The sequence below is a fragment of the Rhodococcus sp. IEGM 1307 genome, assembly GCF_030056915.1.
Taxonomy (GTDB): Bacteria; Actinomycetota; Actinomycetes; order Mycobacteriales; family Mycobacteriaceae; genus Rhodococcus_F; species Rhodococcus_F opacus_D.
In genome coordinates this window covers 1-20,238 of sequence record NZ_JASHKW010000021.1, presented here as the reverse complement: position 1 = coordinate 20,238, position 20,238 = coordinate 1, and the positions used below count along the sequence as shown (strand labels likewise).

Sequence of the window (20,238 nt, the reverse complement as noted above, 5' to 3'; positions counted from 1 at the left end):
GGCCCGGCCGAGCGCGGCGCCGGGGGCCGACCCGGATGCGGCTACCCACTGTCAGGCGGTGTTCCGGCCACCGCTGAGGTCCAGTGTCTGTCCGGTGACGTAGCTGGCCTCGGTCGAGAGCAGCCAGGTCGCCAGGGCAGCGAATTCTGCTGTGCTGCCGACCCGGCCCATGGGAACCCGGGCCAGGAGTGCGGCGTTGCGTTCGGGACTGAGGTCGTCGAGCATCCGGGTGTGCATCATCGAGGGTGCGATCGCGTTGACGGTGACGTTGTGTGTGGCGACCTCCTTGGCGGCGGTTTTGACCAGGGACACCACGGCCGCTTTCGATGCGGAGTAGGCGGCCTGGAAGGGATTACCTTCCCGCGCCGAGATTGAGGACAAGATGGCCACCCGGCCGTAACCCTGCTCGGTCAGCGTGGGAAGTAGTGCGGCGAGGCCGTGGAAGCAGCCGTCCAGGTTGACACTCATGGTCTTCGACCAGCCCTCGAACGGCATGGCCGTGATCGTGGTTTCCGGTCCTTGGATGCCGTGCGCGAAGAGTGCGCCATCGAGGCGTCCATGGGTGGCCAACACACGGGCGAGGGTCTCGTCCCAGGCTGCACGGTCGGTCACGTCGAGAGCCGCGATGTCGCGGCCCGTCCCGTCCCCGTCCCCGACGACGTCGGTGCACACCACCGAGGCGCCTTCGTGGATGAGTCGGTCCACTGCCGCTGATCCGAGGCCACCGGCAGCGCCGGTGACGAGGATGACGCGTCCGGCGAATCGGCCGGGATAGAACGTCGAGGGGTCGGCGGTGGTGACGTGCAGGGAGTCGGTGGTGTCGACTGCGGTCATCGAATCGCTTCCGTTCGTTCGGTGTCGGCGGTGGTGATCAGCTGTTGTGTTGCGGTCATGAGTCTGTGCAAATGTTCTGTGATGCCGTGTGATTCGACGAAGGCGACGTCGGGAACTTCCACGCTGACCGGGACGTCGGGCAGCGCCGCGAGGATCTCGATCAGGGGAAACGCGCCGTCCCCGGGCACCTGACGTTTCGCGCGCGATTCGATCTGGCGGTCGGACCCGTTGGTGTCCTGACCGAGCGGCATCCGCGGTGGCGCCTCCAGGTGTGGGACCGCGGCGGGACCGTCGCACAACTGGATCACCTGCACCGCTCCCGGCGGAGCAGCCGCGAGGTCGCCGACGGTGCCCCCGGCGCGGACGAAGTGCAGGACGTCGAGCATGATCCCGCACCCGGTCTGTTCGGCCACGGCGGCGGCGGCGTGGAAGGTATCGACCTTCTGATACGAGATCGGCTCGATCGAGGCGGTGATACCGAACTCGTGGGCATCGCGCACCAGCGCAGCCAGGGAATCGGTCAGGCGATGGCGGTCGTCGTCACCGCCGATCACGTTGAGTACCCGGGCACCGAGGGCGGCGCCGGCCTCGAGCACCGGCATCCACTCACCGCGATTGCGCATCCCGTCGAGGGTGAACACCTCGACATCGAACACGCTCACACCGGTGTCCTCGAGTCGGGCGAGGGTCTGCGCCGACATCGGGGAGCCCGCGGCCATGGGGTACCGGGTCTCCGACGTGGTGGCGGGATGCACCCGCGTACCGATGGAGGTGAAGCCGCAGTCGGCCGCAGCTTCGACCAACTCGGGAGGGGGTAGATGCAGAGCCGACAGGTGGGCCAGCCCGATGGGTCGTGTCATGAACAGTCCTTTACGCGGTTTTCAAGGGTGGGAGTTGACGGACAGCTGCGCCCTACTTATGCTGTGAATCACAAATTTACTACGTAGTCATTCAAGCACTGCGCCCCCTCGGCCGCAACCGCCCCTTCGGCTCGGGCTTCACTCCTTAGAAAGAACCCCACCCATGACTGTTTCGAATGTTCCAGCCTCGGAACCTTATTCGTCCTCCGGCCGCACCGGACCGGTCGACGGCGAGGCGCCCGCACCGGCACCGACCGGCTCCCGGCGGGCGGCGATGGCCAGCACGGTCGGTGCGATCGTCGACTGGTACGACTTCTTCCTGTACGGGACCGCCGCCGCCCTGGTGTTCGGACCGATGTTCTTCCCCTCCGAGGACCCGACCGTGGGTGTGCTCGCCTCGCTGGGCTCGTTCGCGGTCGGGTTCGTCTTCCGCCCGATCGGTGGGGCGATCTTCGGCCACTTCGGTGACCGGGTCGGCCGCCGGAAGATGCTGGTGATCACCATCTTGATCATGGGTCTGGCCAGCACCGCCATCGGTCTGCTGCCCAGCTACGCCGCCATCGGCATCGCGGCCCCGATCCTGCTGGTCAGCCTGCGCGCGGTGCAAGGCATCGCCGTCGGCGGCGAATGGGGCGGAGCGGCCCTGATGGCGGTGGAGAACGCGCCGAAGAACAAGCGCAACTTCCTCGCCAGCGGGGTACAGATCGGATCGTTCCTCGGCCTACTCCTGGGCACCCTGGCGTTCTCGATCGTCACCAATCTCACCACCGAGGCCCAGTTCGACACCTGGGGCTGGCGTCTGCCGTTCCTGGTCAGCATCCTCTTCGCGCTCGTCGGGCTCTGGATCCGCAGCGGCGTCCCCGAGTCGAAGGTGTTCGCCGAGCTCGAAGAGACGAAGAAGAAGCAGGCCGCACCGCTGCTCGAGGCCCTCAGGACCAGCCCCAAGCAGATCCTCGCGATCATCGGGATGCGCCTGGTCGACCAGAGCACGTTCTACATCGGCTTCACGTTCTCGCTGGTCTACGTCAAGAACTACACCGACACCCCGCCGAGCAGCGTGCTCACCGCATCGATGGTCGCCCTCGTCCTCGCCGTGCCGACCACCTCGCTGTGGGGTCTGCTCGCAGACCGGTTCGGCGCCCGCTGGTTCTACATCATCGGCCCGCTGTGCGCGGCCGCAGCCGGTGTCCCGTTCTTCTCCGCCCTCGAGAGCGGATCGATGCCGATGATGATTCTCGGGTTCTTCATCCTGATCAACCTCGGACACAACATCTCCGCCTCGGTGCAGCAGACCTGGTTCACCGACATGTTCGACGCCCGCATCCGCTACAGCGGCGCAGGCTTCGGCTACGCCGTCGCCGGAGCCGTGGGCGGCTTCGTGCCCCTGACCGCCACCGCCCTGCTCGGCGACAGCGGAAACTGGACCCCGGTGGCCATCCTGCTCGCCGCCGCGTCCCTCGTGGCGCTCGTGACCGGACTGTGGTCGTACAAGTGGACCGGGCAGGGCCGGCGATGACCGACACCCTCTCGTGCGATCTGCTCGTCATCGGCGCCGGAGCCGGTGGCCTCGCTGCCGCCGTCACCGCCGCCTACCACGGCGCGAAAGTCATCGTCGCCGAAAAGGCCGACGTCTGCGGCGGGGCCACCGCCTGGTCGGGCGGATGGATGTGGGCACCGCGCAACCCCCTCGCCCGCGCCGACGGCGTCGACGAGGACATCGAGTTGCCGCGCACCTACCTGCAACACCGACTCGGGAAGAACTTCGACGCCGCCAAGGTCGATGCGTTCCTGACACAAGCGCCGCGCATGGTCGGGTTCTTCCACGACAAGACCAGGCTGCAGTTCGTACCCGGAACCACCATCGCCGACATCCACGGCGGCACCCCCGGCGCCGGAACCGGACACCGATCGGTTGCACCCCAGCCCATCGACGCCTACAAGATCCCCGCCCCAGTTCGGGCGAAGCTGCGCTGGCAACTCTACGAAACCTCATTCCTCGGAATGGGAATCATGGCCGGACCCGACCTCCAGGCGTTTCTGCACGCCACCCGCTCCCCGAAGGCCTTCGCACACGCCGCAGGCCGCATCACCCGGCACCTCATCGACCTGGCCACCGCACGCAAGGGCATGCAACTGGTCAACGGCACCGCCCTGATCGGCCGGCTCCTGGCTTCGGCCGACGAACTCGGCGTCGACATCCGCATCTCATCGCCGGCACGCACGCTGACCACCGACGACTCCGGGGCGGTGACCGGGGCACAGCTCGACGGCCCCGACGGCACGGTCACCATCCACGCCGCCCGGGGCGTGATCCTCGCGACCGGTGGCTTCCCGAGCAACGTCGACATGCGCAAAAAGTACTTTCCGCGCACCCCGACCGGGCGTGAACACTGGACCCTGGCGCCCGACACCACCACCGGCGACGGGATCGCGCTCGCCGAATCCGCCGGCGGCCGGCTCGACACCACCCTGGCCTCACCGGTCGCCTACTGCCCGGTGTCGCTGGTGCCGTACCGCAACGGCAAGACAGGTGTCTTCCCGCACATCCTCGATCGCGGAAAGCCCGGTGTCATAGGCGTATTGGCATCAGGTAAGCGGTTCGTCAACGAGGCCGACGGCTACCACGACTACACCACCGCGATGATCGACGCCGTTCCCGACGGGCAGCAAGTGCGCTCGTGGCTGGTCTGCGATCACCGGTTCCAGCGCCTGTATCCGTTGGGAATGTCCAAACCGCGCCCCATCCCGGTCTGGCCGTACCTGCGCTCGGGCTACCTCAAGACCGGTCGCACCCTCACCGAGCTGGCACAGCAATGCGGCATCGACCCCGCCCAACTCCACACCACGGTCGCATCGTTCAACGACAATGCCCGACGCGGACAGGACCCCGAATTCCACCGCGGCGAAACGCCGTTCAACCGCGGCTCCGGGGACCCGGACAACCCGTTCCCGAATCCCTCACTCGCCCCACTGGAGAAGGGACCGTTCTACGCCGTCAAGGTCGTACCCGGAAGCTTCGGGACCTTCGCCGGTATCGTCACCGACGCCTCCGCGCGTGTGCTCGACGATTCCGACACCCCGATAGCAGGCCTCTATGCCGTGGGATCCGACCAGGCCAGCGTCATGGGCGGGCACTACCCGTCCGGCGGCATCAACATCGGACCCGCCATGACCTTCGGATACATCGCAGCACGACACGCCACCACCGCCACGGATTCGGAGGAGGAGTCCGGCAACACCGACGTCCGTGACGCACAACCGGCTGGTTGACACCCAGTCAGCGGTCGGACGACGCCGGCGGACGATTCGAGAACGTCACCGGTGCCGCCCGTCCTGCCGATGTTCGACGACATCAGGGCGCAGTGCTCTTTCGGCACGACCCACCCGCCCGCCGCTTCCGTAGTCCCGATCAGATCTGTGAATTCTTATGAACTCTCGTGAGTATCGCCAATGGCGCCAAAGGCGTCGCGCCACCTGGATCGAAGCCAACCGCACACGCAGCCATCCTGATACCGAGGCGGAGCACCTCATCGAGTTCGCCAGGATGTGGGCACCGTACGGGGGCGCTACCGAGGAGGAAATGCTTGTGCACTTCGGCATGACAACGTCCCGGTTCATCGAGCGATTGTGGCAGGTGATCCCCGAATCGAACTGTGCCCAAGACGAGATACGCAATTTGGCGAACGCATACCCTCACCAACGGACCGGCCACCTGGACCGCTGACCGTCCGACAGGTCGGAACCTGCGTGAAAATCAGAACGGGCAAGCCGTCGCAGGTGCGACATGTGGAATCGCCACGACAGTGGCATTCTCGACAGACCCTGACTGTCCCGGGGCGGTTCCGATGGCTGCGGCCAACTCAGGGTTTGGTTGTCTCATTTTCACATACGCGCGCTGACGATTTGGGCGTGGTAGCGACTGGGGTCGGATGATCTGGGCCAAGCCGGAAAGCGAATCTCCTGCAACTGAATCTTCGGTGCTGCGTCTAGAGGTCCTACATAGAGCACGTGTCCGGGGTCGGCTCCTGCGGATGGCTTCGGAAGCCCACTTCGCACTCGTGGCGAACAGCGCAACCGCGGTGGAGTGACGGCGATCGCTGCGGCGAGGGAGATCAGCACTGGCCCGCCGCATCAGACGATCTCCTGGGAAATGGCGTCGAAGGAATAGAGGGCGGTGTGTTGGAAGGCAGGTACGAGCGCAGGGGTGATTGTCCGGGTGGCGGCTTGGATTGGCGAGGTAGTTAATCCGTCGGCGACGGCGGCTGCAACGACTCCCCACCCGTTCAGCGGAACGACACCGACGGCCATCAGTGTCGCCGGGCTCGTCGCGGCGATCAGTATCAGAACCGGACGGATCCGCGGTGGCTGATTCTCGTGTGCGCTTCCCAACTGCGAAACTTGGTCATCGGGGAGGTTGACTCGCGATAGACCCACATCAATTGTGTTCTTCGAGACTGTCGCAACCGATCTCGTCTAGAATCTGCTTCACTCTTGCTTCGAATCGTTTGGTTGACATTCCAAAGTTGACGAAAATATCCTCCTCGGATTGACCCCCGTAGGGGGCCCATCTCCGCGCAAAGGTGAGTATGTCCTCGACTTCTCTACTGCGTTCAGGGAGTTGGTACGTCGGCGCTCTGCCTCACGTCGTCTATCGCGCCATCGACGGTAACGACGGATCTCCATCTCAACTGGTGTTGTTCGCGCAATTTGTAGATCCGGTGTTTCCCCCTGGCGTCCCCCGGTTTCGGTTGCTGACATGGCATTCTCTGTTTCGAAGTGAAGACCTGTGTCTAGTCGACCAGGTGGCGGGGGGTTAATCGCAGGTTTCGGGGTTCGGATCGACCGAATGTGTTGGTAAGGACGGTGTGTGATGATGCTGTACGGCGAGTGCCGCCAGAACGGATGGGGAGTACACCCGGTCAAGGGTCGCAGCATCGCAGGGGACGAGCGGCCGCTGCTGGTGCCGTTGTATCGCGGCCAAAAGTAGTCGTCGGTACTCGGCGACATCGATGCCGAATTCGGACTGGATCGTTCCGGGTGTAGGTTCGCCGATCGGTGCCCAGAAGATCGCGAGATCGAGGACGTCGTCGAGATGAACGCGTGGCGCCATCATGGCCGCTTTCTGGCTTGTTGCCGGAGCCGTTATTGCACCCGTGGGTGGCGTGGTGATGTGCGGTTTGTTGCGCGCGATCTCTGCGTCATCGCCTCGCGGTCATTCTCGTGTGGAGCGCGACCGGATTTTGAGGATGATCAACTCGGAATCGTTCGCGTCGCTGAGTGTGCCGAGAAGAGTGAATGGCAGACTATCTGCCAGGGGCGCCTCGTGCGCGAGTGTTTGTGCATATCAATCCTGAGGGTCTGGGATCGTGAGCTGCCTCGCGGAGTGTCGAATGTGGTGCGGGCCAGTGCTGTTAGTTCGAGCGAGAGTGGTTCCGCCTGCTCGGCAGCTACCGATGGGCGACTCTGTCGTGTCGGATCTTTGGGCTGCGACCGATTCGCCGGCGAGATGGCCCGGATTGGTACTTAGGAACTGTGCGGTGACATCAGGGTCGACGATATGCGCGGTGCTCCATCGTTCGGTTGCGTATGTTTGTGCCGCAACCGCAAGAAGCGATCCTGCATTCGGCACGCGGCGGCGCAGGACGATCGACATGACTGTGATGACGGCATGGATCAGAAGGAATAGCACTGTGAACGGTCCTGCTGGTCGGAGATTAACGATATTTCGGTAATAGTGTGTCGTTGCGCGTGATTCGCACCGTGCTGGCGCGGCCCGTGGCACGACCGGGCACGTCAGGACCGCTGTTCCTGCTCCACGACCCAGCGTACGGCCGCGCCTCACCCGGCCGGTGACGGCGTCGCGATACCGCACGACGCCGCCGGGCGAGGGAGGGGAGCTACGCGGTGGCTCTGTCGGTGGCCACGGTGTCGTCGTCGAAGGTCATTTCCGGTGCGGGTCGGCGGAAGCCCTTGGTCAGAACGGCCAGATAGACAACGCCGATCGCCAACCATACGCCGCCGATTTGGAGAGCGACGTCACCGAGCCTCGTGAGCAGATAGACGGAGACGGCGCCGCCGACGACCGGCATCACCAGGTACGAGAAGAGGTTGAGGGTGCGACCGTGTCTGTGCTCTCGGACCAGGTGGGCGATCACGCAGACGTTGACCACGGCGAAGCCGAGGAAAGCGCCGAAGTTGATGAACGAGGTGGCTGTGGTCAGGTCGAGTTTCATGGCGATGACACCGGCGGCCGCGGTCAACAGCAGGTTGTTGACCGGGGTGCCGGTCTTCGCCGACAGCCTGCCGAAGACGGCCTTGGGCAGTACGCCGTCGCGTCCCATGACGTACATGAGGCGGGCGGCGGACGCCTGCAGGGCGATGCAGGAGGCAATGGATCCGGCGATGGTGACGAAGTTGATGATCTCGGCGTACGTCTCGCCACCGACCTGGACCTTCAGATGGTAGGCGGCAGCGTCGACGTCGGCGAAAATCGCACCCGGGTGGACGAGTTGCATCACGAAGGACAGCACGAAGAAGATCGCGCCGGCGGCGATGACGCACCCGACGATGCCTCTGCCGATCGTCCTCGCCCCGCCCCTGGCCTCCTCGCCCAGCGTGGAGAGGGCGTCGAAGCCGAGGAAGGAGTACGCGGCGATGGCGGCGGCCGCAGTGACCGCGCCGATCGAAGTGCCGGAGTTCCACAGGGCGTCCGTGGCGGGCGCGGAGGAGCCGTGTTTGCCGAGGAAGACGACACACAGGGTGGCGAAGAGGACCAGCGACCCCAGAGCGATGAACATCAGGACCTTGTTGACGCGGTCCGCGAGTTTCATGCCGAAGACGTTGATGGCGGTGGTGATGCCCACCGAGACGATCAGCCAGACCCACTTGGGTATGCCAGGGAACTGGGCGTTGAAGTAGATCGCCGTGATCAGCCAGCCGACCATCGGAATGAAGAAGTAGTCGAGCAGCATCGCCCAGCCGGACAGGAAACCGATGCGGCTGTCGAGCATCTTGCGGGCGTAGGTGTAGACCGACCCGGAACCGGGCACCGCGCGCGCCATCTTCGCGTAACTCAGCCCGGTGAGCACCATCGCGAGGGTGGCGACGGCGAACGCCGTCGGGGCCACGCCGCCGCTGGTGGCGGCGACCACGCCGAAGATCGTGACGACGATGCCGGGGGAGATGTAGGCCAGGCCGAACAGGATGACGGAGAAGAGGCTCAGGTCGCCTTTCAGTCTCATGGTGTTCCCAGTTGTCTCTGTCTCGCTGTTCATCGTGGGGGCTCCTCGGTGGTGCGGGCGGCGGTCCAGGTGGCGGGGTCGATACGGCCCCCGTACAGCGGGAGTTCGAGGGGCGCGTCACCGGGGCGGAACTGGTCCCAGACGCGGTTGAGGCCAGCGGTGCCGTAGCGCCGGACGTTGCTGACCTCGTCGAGGTCGATCACGTCGGTGAGGGTGGAGTCGCCGGCATCGACGGTTTCGGCGCGCACCGTGCCCTGTGGATCGACGACGAGGCTGCGGCCGATCCCGGACGGGGCGGCGGAGTTGACGCTGGCGACGAAGACCTGGTTGGTGATGGCGTTGGCGCGGCTGAGGACGACTTCCTGCGCGCGGTCGTTCGTCGGGGTGCGGACCACGTTGACGATCAACTCTGCGCCCATCCAGGCCAGATGGCGGGAGACCTCCGGGAACCAGGTGTCGTAGCAGATGGACAGTCCGATACGGCCGACCCCGGCGAGGTCGACGACCTCGAACCGGTTGCCGGGTGCGGTCGTCTCGTAGGGGCGCCACGGGCAGATCTTGCGGTACGCGGCGAGGCGCTCGCCCTGCGGCGAGTAGACGGCTGCCGTGTTGTGGACGCGACCGTCGGCGCCGCGTTCGTAGACGCTGCCGGGTACCAGCCAGATGCCCAGGTCGCCCGCGAGTTCGGCGAGGGCAGCGTCCCGTTTGCCGTCGAGCGGCTCGGCGGCCTTCTCCGGCGCGGCCGGAACGCCTGGGGCGCTCTCGCCGAGGTGTAGCTCGGGGTAGACGACGAGGGCGCCTGGTGCGCGCAGCTTCACGCGCCGCTCCACGTCGGAGATGAAGCCGGCGAGGTCGTCGGCCGGGCGGCCAGGCGCCTGGGCGAGGATCAGGGGCAGGGGGCGGGCCATGCGGGGAACACCAGCCAATCGAAGGTAGGGCTCTGGAGGGAGCAGTTGATGGTGGTTCAGGCGCCGGGGGCGGTGGGCCGGGCGGCCGAGGTGAGACAAGCGTGGGCCCCGTCACATATAATTTCAAATACTTTCTAGGGCTGACTTGCATGCCTTTGAGGCATGCAAGGTCATGTCTCCTCCGTCTTCCGAGAGGCCACTACCAATGGAACTACGGGTGCTGCGCTACTTCCTGACCATCGTGGAGACCGGTTCCGTCACCAAGGCCGCCGAGGAGGTCCGCGTCGCCCAGCCCTCGCTGTCGCGCCAACTGCGCGGCCTGGAGGCGTCGTTGGGCATGACGCTCTTCGACCGCGGCGGCAAACAGCTGATCCTGACCGCCGCCGGCCGGCGCTTCCTTCCGTTGGCCCGAGATCTGGTCGCCCGAGCGGACGCCGCCGAGGCCGCAGTCGGAGCACTTGCTTCCGGTCGCGCCATGCGGATCACCGTGGCGGCGCCGCCCACCACCATCACGGACGTGATCGCACCGTTCCTGTCCACCTGGGGACCGGAGGATCCGCTCGTCACGGTGCAGGCGGAGAGCCCGGCCCGTGCGTACCAGGCCCTGGGGAGGGGCGCCGACGTAGCCATTTCCACGGCGCCTCCGAGGCGCCGTTTCGCCGGGCTGCCCGTGGCGCGGCTACCGCTGTGGGCCTATGTGCGGGCCGACCACGCCTGGGCGAACCGGGACGGCGTCACGATCGGGGAACTCGCCGCGGCGCCCCTCATCGTCCTCACCCCGGCGCACGGCACCCGACGCGTCCTGGACCATGCCGTGCAGGACGCAGACGCCTCGTACGACATCGTGCTCGAATGCGACACTCCGCACGTCGCCCAGGCCATGGCGGCGTCAGGCCACGGAATTGCGGTGGTCTCCGACGATCCCCGCTTCGACCTGCACCCGCTGCTCATCCTCGACGGCGCGGGCGAGCCGCTGCAGATCCATCTGCACGCCGCGTGGGACCCCAGCCACTATGCGCTGCGCAGCATCGAGACCTTCGCCACGGGGCTGTCACGCTTCTGCGTCGAGCAGTACGGGCCTCAGGTCACCGCCCGCAGATGAGCTGGACGTATACCTGGCGGGCAGCCTGATCAGACCGGACAGGCATTGGACGGCGGCCCCGGCGGGCCCCAGGATGCGGCGATATCCGTATCTGCTGCCGGCCCCAGAGGACACACACCATGCCAAGACCGTTCTATGCCCGACGGCTGAGCCGTGCCATCGTCGTTACCGTCGCACTCGCGGCGGCGTGCACCGTCTCGCCAACGACGATCGCAGCGCCCGCCGAAGCCGTGCCCGTACCGGGCGATCCGCTCACCGGAAGCGGTGCGGTGAACCGGACCGAACTCACCGCCGGCCAACTCACCGAGGGCACCGCCACGGACACGGTCCCCGACAGCGCCTTCGCACTGCCCGCCCAGGCAGCACCACCCACCCACAGCTTCGAAGGCACCCTCACCCTCAACGGTCTCTCCACCACCGGCGGCTTCCGCGTACTGAAAGACCCGCACGGATACGGAGACACGGCGGCCACCCGGCACCTGCCACCGGTCGACATCGCCCTCGTGCAGAACGGCAGCCACCTCGTCCCTGCCAAGCGCGGGTTGCAGTACACGGGGAACCAGGCGTGGAACCTGGCGGTGGGCCCCGGCCGCGCGTGGAACGAGGACGGCGACGGCGAACGCACCCGCGCCTCACTGCCGTTCGCGCTCGTCGAACGCAACGCGAACTGCGTGCACAACGGCACCCTGATGTTCCTCTTCGACGCCACATCGGTCTCCGAAATCCGCTACCAAATCACCACGGAGACCTGCGTATACTTCCAGCTCGACATGTGGGGCCAGGTACCGGCCGACTACCGGCCCGGCCCCGTCGCCGGCGCCGAGAACCTGCGCGACGCGTACGCCTCCGAGGTCGGGGACCGGCTCCCGACCAAACCCATCTCGGCGCTGGCCACCGACTACCCGGACAGTGGGGTGGACGTAACGAAGTTCAGCGCCGGCATCACGCCGTCCGCGCTGAGCACCTTCGGCTTCTACTTCGGCGGAGTGCACTATGTGGGCAACTGCCGGACCCGGCAAGGGGAGTACCCGTTCTGCGGCCAGATGCTGTTGCCTTCGTACTCGACCGCGAAGTCGGCGTTCGCGGGAACAGCCATGCTGCGGCTGGCGAAGCGCTACGGCCCTGCCGTGGCCCAGGAGAGGCTCTCCGACCGAATCCCCGAGACCGCCGGCAACACCGCCTGGAGCGGCGTCACCCTCGACCAGACTCTCGACATGGCCACCGGGAACTACATCTCGCACGGCTACGAGACCGACGAAGCGGGCCCCACCATGGCGGACTTCTTCGCAGCCGAGCCCTACGCCGACAAGATGCGACTCGCCCTGTCCTTCCCGCGTAAGGCCGGCCCCGGCAGCCAGTGGGTCTACCACACCTCGGACACCTTCCTCGCCACCCGCGCGATGAACAACTACCTGCAGGACAAGGCCGGTTCGGACGCCGACATCTTCGACATGCTCCGTGACGACGTGCTCGAACCCGTCGGCGTCGGGCCCGACTCGCTCGTCTCCTCCCGCACCGACAACAGCCCCGGCGGAGCAGCCTTCGGCGGGTACGGCATGTTCTGGACGCAGGACTCCGTCGCCCGGTTCGCCAAGTTCCTCAACAACGACCACGGCGCCGTCAACGGCACGCAGATACTCGACCCGGCACTGCTCACGGCTACCATGCAACGCGACCCGGAGGACCGGGGCATGACCACCACCGGCGCCAAGCCCATGAAGTACCAGAACGGCTTCTGGGGCCAGGAGTTCACCTCCGCCGACAACCCCGCCTACACCAGCCCCTTCTACGTACCGTTCATGTCGGGGTACGGCGGCATCACGGTCGCGATGATGCCGAACGGCGCCACCTACTACTACTTCAGCGACAACAACGAGTTCAGTTGGAGCGCCGCCGTCGCCGAGGCCGCCAAGCTCGCGCCCATGCCCGGCGCGGCAGTTGGTGCGAGATAGACCCAGCGAACGTACCCTTATCGGCATGGGATGCGCTTCGCCTGACTATGACCGTTGACGGGGGTGCCCCACCCGAACCCCTTCCAGGTTCGATCGGAGACTTCATCCAACGCCGCGCTTGTGGTCGGCCCCACCGCCGACGACGACGAGGTCGTCGCGCAGGTCTGACCTGCGGTGAAGGTGAAATGTATCTGTGTGCGATTAAGGATGAGCATTCGAAGAAGGTTCTGGGGTGAGCGGTGGCGGATCACATGCGCACCGAACTGGTCCTCGAAGCGCTGAACATGGCTGTCGACGAACGTGGCGGAGACGTCGCAGGCGCAATCATGCGCTCGGACAGGGGAAGTCAATATACCGCCGAGATCATGAAGCAGGCGTGCGCACGGTACGGGTTGCGGCGTTCGCTGGGCGCGACCGGCATCAGGTCATGCTCGAAGCGCCTGGCGTTGCGCCGGTGTGGTGGACGCGGGTTGCTCCGCTGATCGTGGAGACGATGACCGCGCGCTGCGCCGAGTGGGTTCGCTGGTTCAATGCGGACCGGTTGCATTCGTCGAACGATCGGGTCTGGTGCGGGTTGGTTCGACATCCCTCCACTGCGTGGATGCTTCCCCGCCGTGGAGGGATGTCCTCACACTGGAGGCGTTCTCGATACGAGAAGTTTCGCAGCGACGTCATCGCCCTCGCACGCAAGGGGGACTGCAGCTGCGCCAGATTGCGACCTCGGTTTCAGCGAGGATTATTTGTGCGGATGGTTGAAAGCGCGACGACGGCATCAAGACAGGTGGCGCCTCGACCTCGAACTCAGGCGAGTCCCCGAACTGAAAGAAGCCGCCAACCGATCAAACCGCGGTTGCGTTCATGAAGATGGTGTACCGACCGGATTCGGATCTGACCGGCGTGTCCTAGCCCAATAAAGGCGGCCATCGCGTGACTCTTCGAGAGACCGACCAAAGTCACTCGATGAAGGACCACGCGATGACCACTGCCCACGATATCGACCTGCACCAGTTCCTGACCGACCGCCGCACCGACGCCAGCCCCGACCTGCTGCGCAGCCTGCTATCCACGTTCATCGACGCGCTAAACTAATGGGTGCCGAGGCCAGCAGCCTGTGCGGTGCCGATTTCGGTGAACGCTCCGACGACCGCACCAACAGCCGGAATGGCTACCGGCACCGCGACTTCGACACCCGTGCCGGCTCACTCGACGTCGCGATCCCCAAGCTGCGCTCCGTTCGTAATTCCCGGACTGGTTGCTGCAGCGCCGCAAAACGCGCCGAGAAGGCCCTGACCTCGGTGGTGGCCCCCTGTTACCTGCTCGGCGTCTCCACTCGCCGGATGGAGAAGCTCGTCGATTCCCTTGGCATCACCAGCCTGTCCAAGGCGCAGGTGTCCGTGATGGCGAAGGACCTCGACGCCCAGGTCGAGGCGTTCCGCAGCCGACCGTTGGATGCAGGCCCGTACCCGTTCGTCGCAGCCGACGCCCTGGTCCTGAAGGTCCGCGAGAACGGTCGGGTGGTGAACGTGCACGCCTGGTGGCGGTCGGGGTAAACGCCGAGGGCTACCGCGAGATCTTGGGGATCGAGGTGACCTCCGCCGAGGACGGTGCCCGGTTGGTTGGCGTTCTTCCGGTCGCTGGTCGCCCGCGGGCTGTCCGGAGTGCGGTTGGTGACCTTCCCGAAGCAGATCTGGCGTCAGACCTGGTCGAACAATCCCCAGGAACGGCTCACAAGGAGATCCGGCGCAGAACCGACGTGGTCGGGATCTTCCCCAATCGCACCACCCTGATTCGGCTTGTCGGCGCGGTACTCGCCGAGCAGCATGACGAGTGGATCGAAGGCCGCCGCTATCTCAGCCTCGACGTGCTGGCCCGCTCCCGCGGTGTCCACCCCGACGGCACCGCCACCGAACCCACGCAGGAGGTGACTCAAGCGGCGCTGACCGCATAACCACCCAGACGAGGAATCACGCGACGATGTCGTACACCACCTCACGGGACTTGACCCAAACCGCTGCGAGAATTTGAGGGCACAAGTCGCGCAGTCGCCGATCTCTCAGTAGGACGATCGAAATGAGCGCGAATCACTACCTAAGCATCGTTGATGATCTGTACTCAAATCAGATCGTCGAATACTCGATCGACTCGCGCGATGTTGCCGAACCTCATGGTGCGATCGACCGTCTGCGGACCTCTTTGATCACGCTGCCGAACGAAACCGACCGCTCGGCACACTGCGTGGCGTTAGTAGGCACCAAATAGTTCCTAATTGTCACCCAACTGTGACGGACTTAACGTCTTCGGTGACTCGATTTCCAACCGTAAGGCGGTCAGATGCAGACGAACTATGCCGAAGAAGCTGTGTTGAAAGATACAGACGATCTACTGTTTTCGCCTCTTCGAATCAATACCATGACGGTCCGTAACAGGTTTCTTCTTCCTGCCATGCAGCGTGGCTCGCGGGGTTACAAGCCAACTGTGGGCATGGCGGATACGCTGCGCTCGACCGCTGAACGGGGCCCGGGAATAATCATTTCCGAGGGGGCCGCACCAGACCATCCGGCGGGGTACTGGCAGCCGGCGTTCAGCATTCTCGGCCGTGACACCATCAAGGAATGGGGACATGTCGTCCGTGAGGTCCTCAGTACCGGCGACGTAGTCTTGTTGATGCAGCTGTGGCATCCAGGTGCCCTGCGACTGGTTGTCGACGGTATTGAGAATCCACATCCGGACCATCCTGCATGGAGCCCATCAGGGTTGATCCAGGAGGGCCGTACCAACGGTGTTGCAATGTCGAAGCAGGACCTTGAGGATACCAAAAATGCATATGTCGAGAGTTCTCTTATCGCCCAGCGGCTCGGCGCACACGGGATTGAGTTGCATTGCGCTCATGGCTACCTGTTGGATCTATTTTTGTGGCATGAAACGAATAGGCGAACCGATGAATACGGCGGTGAAACCCTAGCCGACCGCGCCGCATATCCTGCTGAAATAGTTTCGGCAATCCGTGCTGCGACGGGCCCTCAATTCATAATTTCAGTGCGTTTCTCGCAGTGGAAGGAGGTGGATTACGGAGCCAAAATCGCGGCGCATCCTGACGAACTGGGCCCGTTTCTGGAACGTTTGCAGCAAGCGGGAGCCGACGTCTTTCATGTGTCGGCTCGCAGATTCGACGCTGTCGCCTGGCCGGAACTCGACTCTAGACGGAGTGTCGCTTCCTGGGTGAAGACAATGACAGATCGCCCGGTCATGACGATCGGCAGCGTCGGGTTGTCCACCGATCTCGCGAGTGATGTCTTCGACAACCAAGACCCCGTACTGCAGGTGGAGGATGACATCATCCGTGTACGGCGCGGTTTGGAGGCCGGCGACTTCGACATGATCGGGGTTGGTAGGGCGCAGATTTCGAATCCGGACTTCGTCGAGCGCGTACGCAGGGCCGACTATTCGAATTTACGAGACTTTCGAAAATATCGCGATTTGGCCGAAGCATACGAAAGCTACTCGCATGAGGGGCAACTCGTGGACCAGTCGCGGAAGAAGGATTAATCGATGAGCCTTATATGTGAATATTTTCAAACCCTAGGAGTTTTATTGTGACAACCGGGACGCCGAAGTACTGGTGGATGGAAGGGCTTTTCAATCCCCCGCCCCGACCTACTGGTTTCTCGACAACTGATCGAGATGAGTTCGATGTAATCATTGTCGGTGCCGGAATGGCGGGAATGTGTGCTGCAATTTTCGCTCACGATCGTGGTGCCGAGGTCCTTCTATTGGAGGCATCAGATGAAGTCGGCGGTACAGCTTACAAGTCCGGCGGGGCGATGTGGATTCCAGACAACTCACTTATGCACGTCTTAGGAATTCGCGACGATCGCGATAGCGTCTTGCGCTACGTTGTCCAGGTCGCGCATCCCGACCAGTACGACGCCGATGCCGAATACTACGGCGCAGAAGAGTGGCAGTGGGAAACAATAGGCGCGTTTTACGATAACGCCGCGAAAGCGATTGATGCGCTGGTTGCGGCAGGTGCCTTCCGGGTCACCACCTGGCCATCCTTTACGGAACGGTACCCAGCCATTGTCAGCTATCACCCGGAATTGGATAACTCTATTCAAGGATTTTTACGGCATCTAGGACCAGCGCGAGAGGACGGCTCCGCTGCACCTGGAGCAGATTTGGTCGATCAACTGGGGGTAGCCGTTAGAAGCCGGGGTATCGAGGTGCGCACAGATCATCGTGTGCAGCGGCTGCTGCAAGATGAAACTGGTGCAGCCGTCGGAGTTGGGGGGACGTGGGGTGATCCCATCTACGCGAGACGAGGGGTGGTTTTCGCTAGCGGTGGCTTTGCACATAACGCGGATTTGATCGATGAATACTGGCGCGGGCCGCTTTACAGCAGTTGCGCAGTTGCCACCGCACAGGGTGATTTCATCCCTATCGCGCACGAGGCCGGAGCTGAACTCGCTCACATGCAGAATGGCTGGCTGTACGAGGACATCTTGGAAAAGGCTGCCATGAATCGCGTGAACGAGGATAAAGGTCTTCCCGTTCCGCCCGGAGACAGCATGATTTATGTCGATCGCAATGGTAACAGGGTCGTCAACGAGAAGCTTGTGTACCAGGACCGAAACCGCGTCATATGGGACCGCGACAAGAACGGCGACTATCCGAACAGGGTTCTATTTATGGTTTACGACGATTACGTCGCCCACGACACCAAGCCGACCCTGTTCTGGGATACGTTTCGCACCCCTAAACCTTACATTATCGAAGGTCAGACATGGGAGGAGATCACCGAGCGCATCGAGGCGCGCTTGAAGAGTCTCACCTCTGTCATCGGTGATTTCGAATTGTCACCTGGCTTCGCCGAGCAACTGGGGCAGACGGTCGACAGATTCAACGGCTTCGCCCGCGCGGGTGTCGACGAAGATTTCCACCGTTGCGAGAACATGTCCGAATACGACTGGCATGGCATCCCGAGGCCAGGTAACGAAAAAAATCCGGGAATGTTTCCGTTCGCCGAGACCGGGCCATATTACTGCGTGCTGATCTGCGGGATGGTGCTGGACACCAACGGAGGGCCCAAGACGAATTCGAACAGCCAAGTCCTGCGTTCGGACGGGTCCGTCATTCCAGGGTTGTATGGGGCCGGAAACTGTGTTGCATCAATAGCCGGTGATGGCTACTTATCTTTAGGGAGCACACTCGGACCCGCCGCCACATTTGCGTACCTCGCCGCCGAAAGTGTAGTGCAGGAGGCACCGCGCGATACTGAAGCTACTCGTGCGCGGTACACTGCAGATACGTTGACGACCAGCCAAAACAGCTAGATATTCACTCGAATTCAGCAGCTACGGTCAGCGTTGCGTGTTAGCATGAATCGATACTGACACGCAACGTTGGCCCATAGTTCCGCCAATCGAGACAGTCTCGAGCGGGACCAAAATCGCCCGAGAGGTCGCGTCGGTCTAAAGGGAGTAACCTATGGGCGCGGATTATGAATCGCACCGTCTTTCCGCAGTGGATCGGATGATGACAAGGATTCGTGAACTTCTCCAACAAGCACCTGCGGTAACTGACGAATCCGAGGAAATATTCGGATTCGTAGCGGCGCTGCTTGTCGAATTTTCTTGGAATCGCAGTGCGCCGGTTGTGGGCATCGTAGGACACGTTGGCAATTACTGGAGAAACTGGCTCTTAGTCATATTACGTGTCGGACCATTGCGTCCGTCGATGATTCAGCGGCTACTGGACACAATGGACCCGTCACACCCGTTGTCGCAGAAAATACTTACGCACAATCTTCGGATGCTCGAACGCGATGGACTACTAAGCCGGACCGTGGTCGCCGACGCGCGGAAGCACGTGGTGTATGACCTCACGCCACTAGGTCGGAGTCTGTCCGACCTAGTGATGAACCTGATCGAGTGGGGATATGCGCGATCAGACCAAATCAATTGCGCACGTGCAGAATACGATGCATCTAACCACGGTGGCGGCGCAGGCGAAGTGTGAGCTTCATCCAGACCGGCCTCCACGGGTTATCCGCATCTGGTTCTCGGCGAGTAGACCATCGAGGCGCCGGGTATCGGCAATCATGTCGCGACGCATCAACGCCGCATAGCGGGCGTAGAAACCCTGCACGACCCTTCGAGAGTTCCTGCGACGCACGCCACAACGACCAGGGCTCCAACTAGGGGATCCCTTCAGTTACAGTCCGTGCGTGAGGCGTTATCGCTGGCTGTGGAAGGCGTGTGTGGTCGCGAGCGCCGTTGCAGTCCCTCGGGTGTTTTGTTGGGAGACGCTTACGACAACGCTGTCCTCGGTGCGACGGTCACCGTCCTGCTAGGTGCTGCGGTGTTCTTTGGAGTGGTTACTATTCGGGGCGGCATGCACAGCTCCGTCGACGAGGAATCGCCCCAGTGGTGCTCGTGCGGACCCGAATCGTAAGGGCCATTCCTGAAGTAGGCGTGTGACGGAGCAGACAGTCAAAGCTTTATCCTAAATGGTCGCTGTGGCGGCTCGCCGCGGATAGGCCGGCCGCGCACCGATTCCGGGCTCACCGTGGTTGGTGCGGAGGCCCGCCGTTCGCCTGCCGCAGCCTTGGGCGACTGGCGGCAGTGAGATCTCACCAGCGGTGCGTCACGGTTCAGCAGGTGGGGTCTCTTGCTGTCAGCCATCGATTGGTTCGGAGATCGGCACCGGCCTGAGGCAGCCCCGGATAGCGCATTTATCCTCGATACACCGATTCGCATGAGTGCCTGAGGGTGTCATAACGGCGAAATGCCCTGTCGTAGTGGAAGAATTGAACTTCTCACAGAAACAATTCGGCCACGACGAAGGGCATCTCGTAGATGCAACTATCTCATACCCGGCCCGTCGCGGCGGCGAGGTTCGACGACCCTAATCTGATGTCGACCGCGGGACTGGTCCCGGTGATGGCATTGGCGCAGGCCAGCGGCCTGCTCACCCTGGCCGATCAGCAGCTGAGCGTGCCGACCGACAAGGGCGCCAACCCGGGCCGCAAGGTCGCCTCGCTGGTCGGTGGGATGGTCGGCGGTGCCGACAGCATCGCCGACCTGGCGATCCTGCGGCACGGCGCGATGGGAACGATTTTCGACCGGCCCTACGCGCCATCGACGCTGGGATCGTTCCTCCGCGAGTTCACCTTCGGACACGTCCGGCAACTCGACGCCGTGGCCTCGCGGTTCCTGAGCAACCTCGCCGAGAAGACCCCGCTGGTCACCGGCATCGACACCGGACGGGTGCTGGTCGATATCGACGACACGATCATCGAGGTCCACGGCCACGGCAAACAAGGCTCCGGATACGGCTACTCCG

At 63.6% G+C, this 20,238-nt stretch carries 17 protein-coding genes and 1 pseudogene; 12 read left to right on the top strand and 6 right to left on the bottom strand.

Annotation, left to right across the window (positions count from 1 at the left end):
• Nucleotides 1-51: 51 nt before the first annotated feature.
• Entirely contained in the window at nt 52-834 is a 783-nt protein-coding gene (locus tag QM841_RS32245; protein WP_283335103.1) for an SDR family oxidoreductase, read from the bottom strand.
• Entirely contained in the window at nt 831-1,694 is an 864-nt protein-coding gene (locus tag QM841_RS32240) for a sugar phosphate isomerase/epimerase family protein (protein ID WP_283335102.1), read from the bottom strand. Before QM841_RS32240 ends, QM841_RS32245 begins: the two co-directional genes overlap by 4 nt.
• Nucleotides 1,695-1,857: 163 nt before the next feature.
• Here QM841_RS32240 and QM841_RS32235 point away from each other — a divergent pair, with 163 nt between their 5' ends.
• Both QM841_RS32235 and QM841_RS32230 read left to right on the top strand, forming a co-directional pair.
• Complete coding sequence (locus tag QM841_RS32235; protein WP_164065658.1) at nt 1,858-3,210, top strand: MFS transporter; 1,353 nt, start codon at nt 1,858-1,860, stop codon at nt 3,208-3,210.
• Nucleotides 3,207-4,964, top strand: coding sequence for an FAD-dependent oxidoreductase (locus tag QM841_RS32230; RefSeq protein WP_283335101.1), 1,758 nt, complete (start codon nt 3,207-3,209; stop codon nt 4,962-4,964). Before QM841_RS32235 ends, QM841_RS32230 begins: the two co-directional genes overlap by 4 nt.
• An 861-nt stretch (nt 4,965-5,825) precedes the next feature.
• Here the strand turns inward: QM841_RS32230 and QM841_RS32220 are convergent.
• From QM841_RS32220 to QM841_RS32205, 4 genes are all read right to left on the bottom strand, one after another.
• Entirely contained in the window at nt 5,826-6,083 is a 258-nt protein-coding gene (locus QM841_RS32220) for a hypothetical protein (RefSeq protein ID WP_283335100.1), read from the bottom strand.
• A 46-nt stretch (nt 6,084-6,129) separates the two neighbouring features.
• Nucleotides 6,130-6,282, bottom strand: coding sequence for a DUF3263 domain-containing protein (locus QM841_RS43545; protein ID WP_317571319.1), 153 nt, complete (start codon nt 6,280-6,282; stop codon nt 6,130-6,132).
• A gap of 1,309 nt (nt 6,283-7,591) precedes the next feature.
• On the bottom strand, nt 7,592-8,968 hold the full coding sequence (locus QM841_RS32210; protein ID WP_283335099.1) for an APC family permease: 1,377 nt from the start codon (nt 8,966-8,968) through the stop codon (nt 7,592-7,594).
• Nucleotides 8,965-9,843 carry a carbon-nitrogen hydrolase family protein gene (locus QM841_RS32205; protein WP_283335098.1) on the bottom strand — a complete coding sequence of 293 codons (879 nt, stop codon included), beginning with the start codon at nt 9,841-9,843 and terminating at the stop codon, nt 8,965-8,967. Before QM841_RS32205 ends, QM841_RS32210 begins: the two co-directional genes overlap by 4 nt.
• A 205-nt stretch (nt 9,844-10,048) precedes the next feature.
• Here QM841_RS32205 and QM841_RS32200 point away from each other — a divergent pair, with 205 nt between their 5' ends.
• From QM841_RS32200 to QM841_RS32160, 10 genes and pseudogenes are all read left to right on the top strand, one after another.
• Nucleotides 10,049-10,945 (top strand): LysR family transcriptional regulator, encoded by an 897-nt coding sequence (locus tag QM841_RS32200; RefSeq protein WP_283335097.1) that lies wholly within the window; start codon nt 10,049-10,051, stop codon nt 10,943-10,945.
• A 119-nt stretch (nt 10,946-11,064) separates the two neighbouring features.
• Nucleotides 11,065-12,897: a serine hydrolase domain-containing protein gene (locus tag QM841_RS32195; protein WP_283335096.1), complete on the top strand. Its 1,833-nt coding sequence runs from the start codon at nt 11,065-11,067 to the stop codon at nt 12,895-12,897.
• Nucleotides 12,898-13,148: 251 nt separating this feature from the next.
• Complete coding sequence (locus QM841_RS32190) at nt 13,149-13,379, top strand: DDE-type integrase/transposase/recombinase (protein WP_283335095.1); 231 nt, start codon at nt 13,149-13,151, stop codon at nt 13,377-13,379.
• Between the two features lie 606 nt (nt 13,380-13,985).
• Nucleotides 13,986-14,449: pseudogene (locus QM841_RS43540) on the top strand (transposase); the annotation flags it as partial.
• Nucleotides 14,432-14,845, top strand: coding sequence for a transposase (locus tag QM841_RS43535; protein ID WP_491932916.1), 414 nt, complete (start codon nt 14,432-14,434; stop codon nt 14,843-14,845). The pseudogene QM841_RS43540 and the gene QM841_RS43535, both read left to right, overlap by 18 nt.
• 122 nt (nt 14,846-14,967) lie before the next feature.
• Nucleotides 14,968-15,156, top strand: a complete 189-nt coding sequence (locus QM841_RS32180; RefSeq protein WP_283335094.1) for a hypothetical protein — start codon at nt 14,968-14,970, stop codon at nt 15,154-15,156.
• Nucleotides 15,157-15,228: 72 nt separating this feature from the next.
• Nucleotides 15,229-16,443 (top strand): oxidoreductase, encoded by a 1,215-nt coding sequence (locus QM841_RS32175; RefSeq protein WP_283335093.1) that lies wholly within the window; start codon nt 15,229-15,231, stop codon nt 16,441-16,443.
• Between the two features lie 47 nt (nt 16,444-16,490).
• Entirely contained in the window at nt 16,491-18,227 is a 1,737-nt protein-coding gene (locus tag QM841_RS32170; RefSeq protein ID WP_283335092.1) for an FAD-dependent oxidoreductase, read from the top strand.
• A gap of 154 nt (nt 18,228-18,381) precedes the next feature.
• Complete coding sequence (locus tag QM841_RS32165) at nt 18,382-18,912, top strand: winged helix-turn-helix transcriptional regulator (RefSeq protein WP_283335091.1); 531 nt, start codon at nt 18,382-18,384, stop codon at nt 18,910-18,912.
• A gap of 839 nt (nt 18,913-19,751) precedes the next feature.
• A partial coding sequence (locus QM841_RS32160) for a transposase family protein (RefSeq protein ID WP_502943297.1) occupies nt 19,752-20,238 on the top strand: 487 nt, incomplete at its 3' end.

Excerpts from the sequence above, each read along its gene's own strand:
- QM841_RS32245 (WP_283335103.1), bottom strand. The coding sequence starts at position 834 with ATGACCGCAGTCGACACCACCGACTCCCTGCACGTCACCACCGCCGAC.
- QM841_RS32240 (WP_283335102.1), bottom strand. The coding sequence starts at position 1,694 with ATGACACGACCCATCGGGCTGGCCCACCTGTCGGCTCTGCATCTACCC.
- QM841_RS32235 (WP_164065658.1), top strand. The coding sequence starts at position 1,858 with ATGACTGTTTCGAATGTTCCAGCCTCGGAACCTTATTCGTCCTCCGGC.
- QM841_RS32230 (WP_283335101.1), top strand. The coding sequence starts at position 3,207 with ATGACCGACACCCTCTCGTGCGATCTGCTCGTCATCGGCGCCGGAGCC.
- QM841_RS32210 (WP_283335099.1), bottom strand. The coding sequence starts at position 8,968 with ATGAACAGCGAGACAGAGACAACTGGGAACACCATGAGACTGAAAGGC.
- QM841_RS32205 (WP_283335098.1), bottom strand. The coding sequence starts at position 9,843 with ATGGCCCGCCCCCTGCCCCTGATCCTCGCCCAGGCGCCTGGCCGCCCG.
- QM841_RS32200 (WP_283335097.1), top strand. The coding sequence starts at position 10,049 with ATGGAACTACGGGTGCTGCGCTACTTCCTGACCATCGTGGAGACCGGT.
- QM841_RS32195 (WP_283335096.1), top strand. The coding sequence starts at position 11,065 with ATGCCAAGACCGTTCTATGCCCGACGGCTGAGCCGTGCCATCGTCGTT.
- QM841_RS32190 (WP_283335095.1), top strand. The coding sequence starts at position 13,149 with ATGCGCACCGAACTGGTCCTCGAAGCGCTGAACATGGCTGTCGACGAA.
- QM841_RS32180 (WP_283335094.1), top strand. The coding sequence starts at position 14,968 with ATGAGCGCGAATCACTACCTAAGCATCGTTGATGATCTGTACTCAAAT.
- QM841_RS32175 (WP_283335093.1), top strand. The coding sequence starts at position 15,229 with ATGCAGACGAACTATGCCGAAGAAGCTGTGTTGAAAGATACAGACGAT.
- QM841_RS32165 (WP_283335091.1), top strand. The coding sequence starts at position 18,382 with ATGGGCGCGGATTATGAATCGCACCGTCTTTCCGCAGTGGATCGGATG.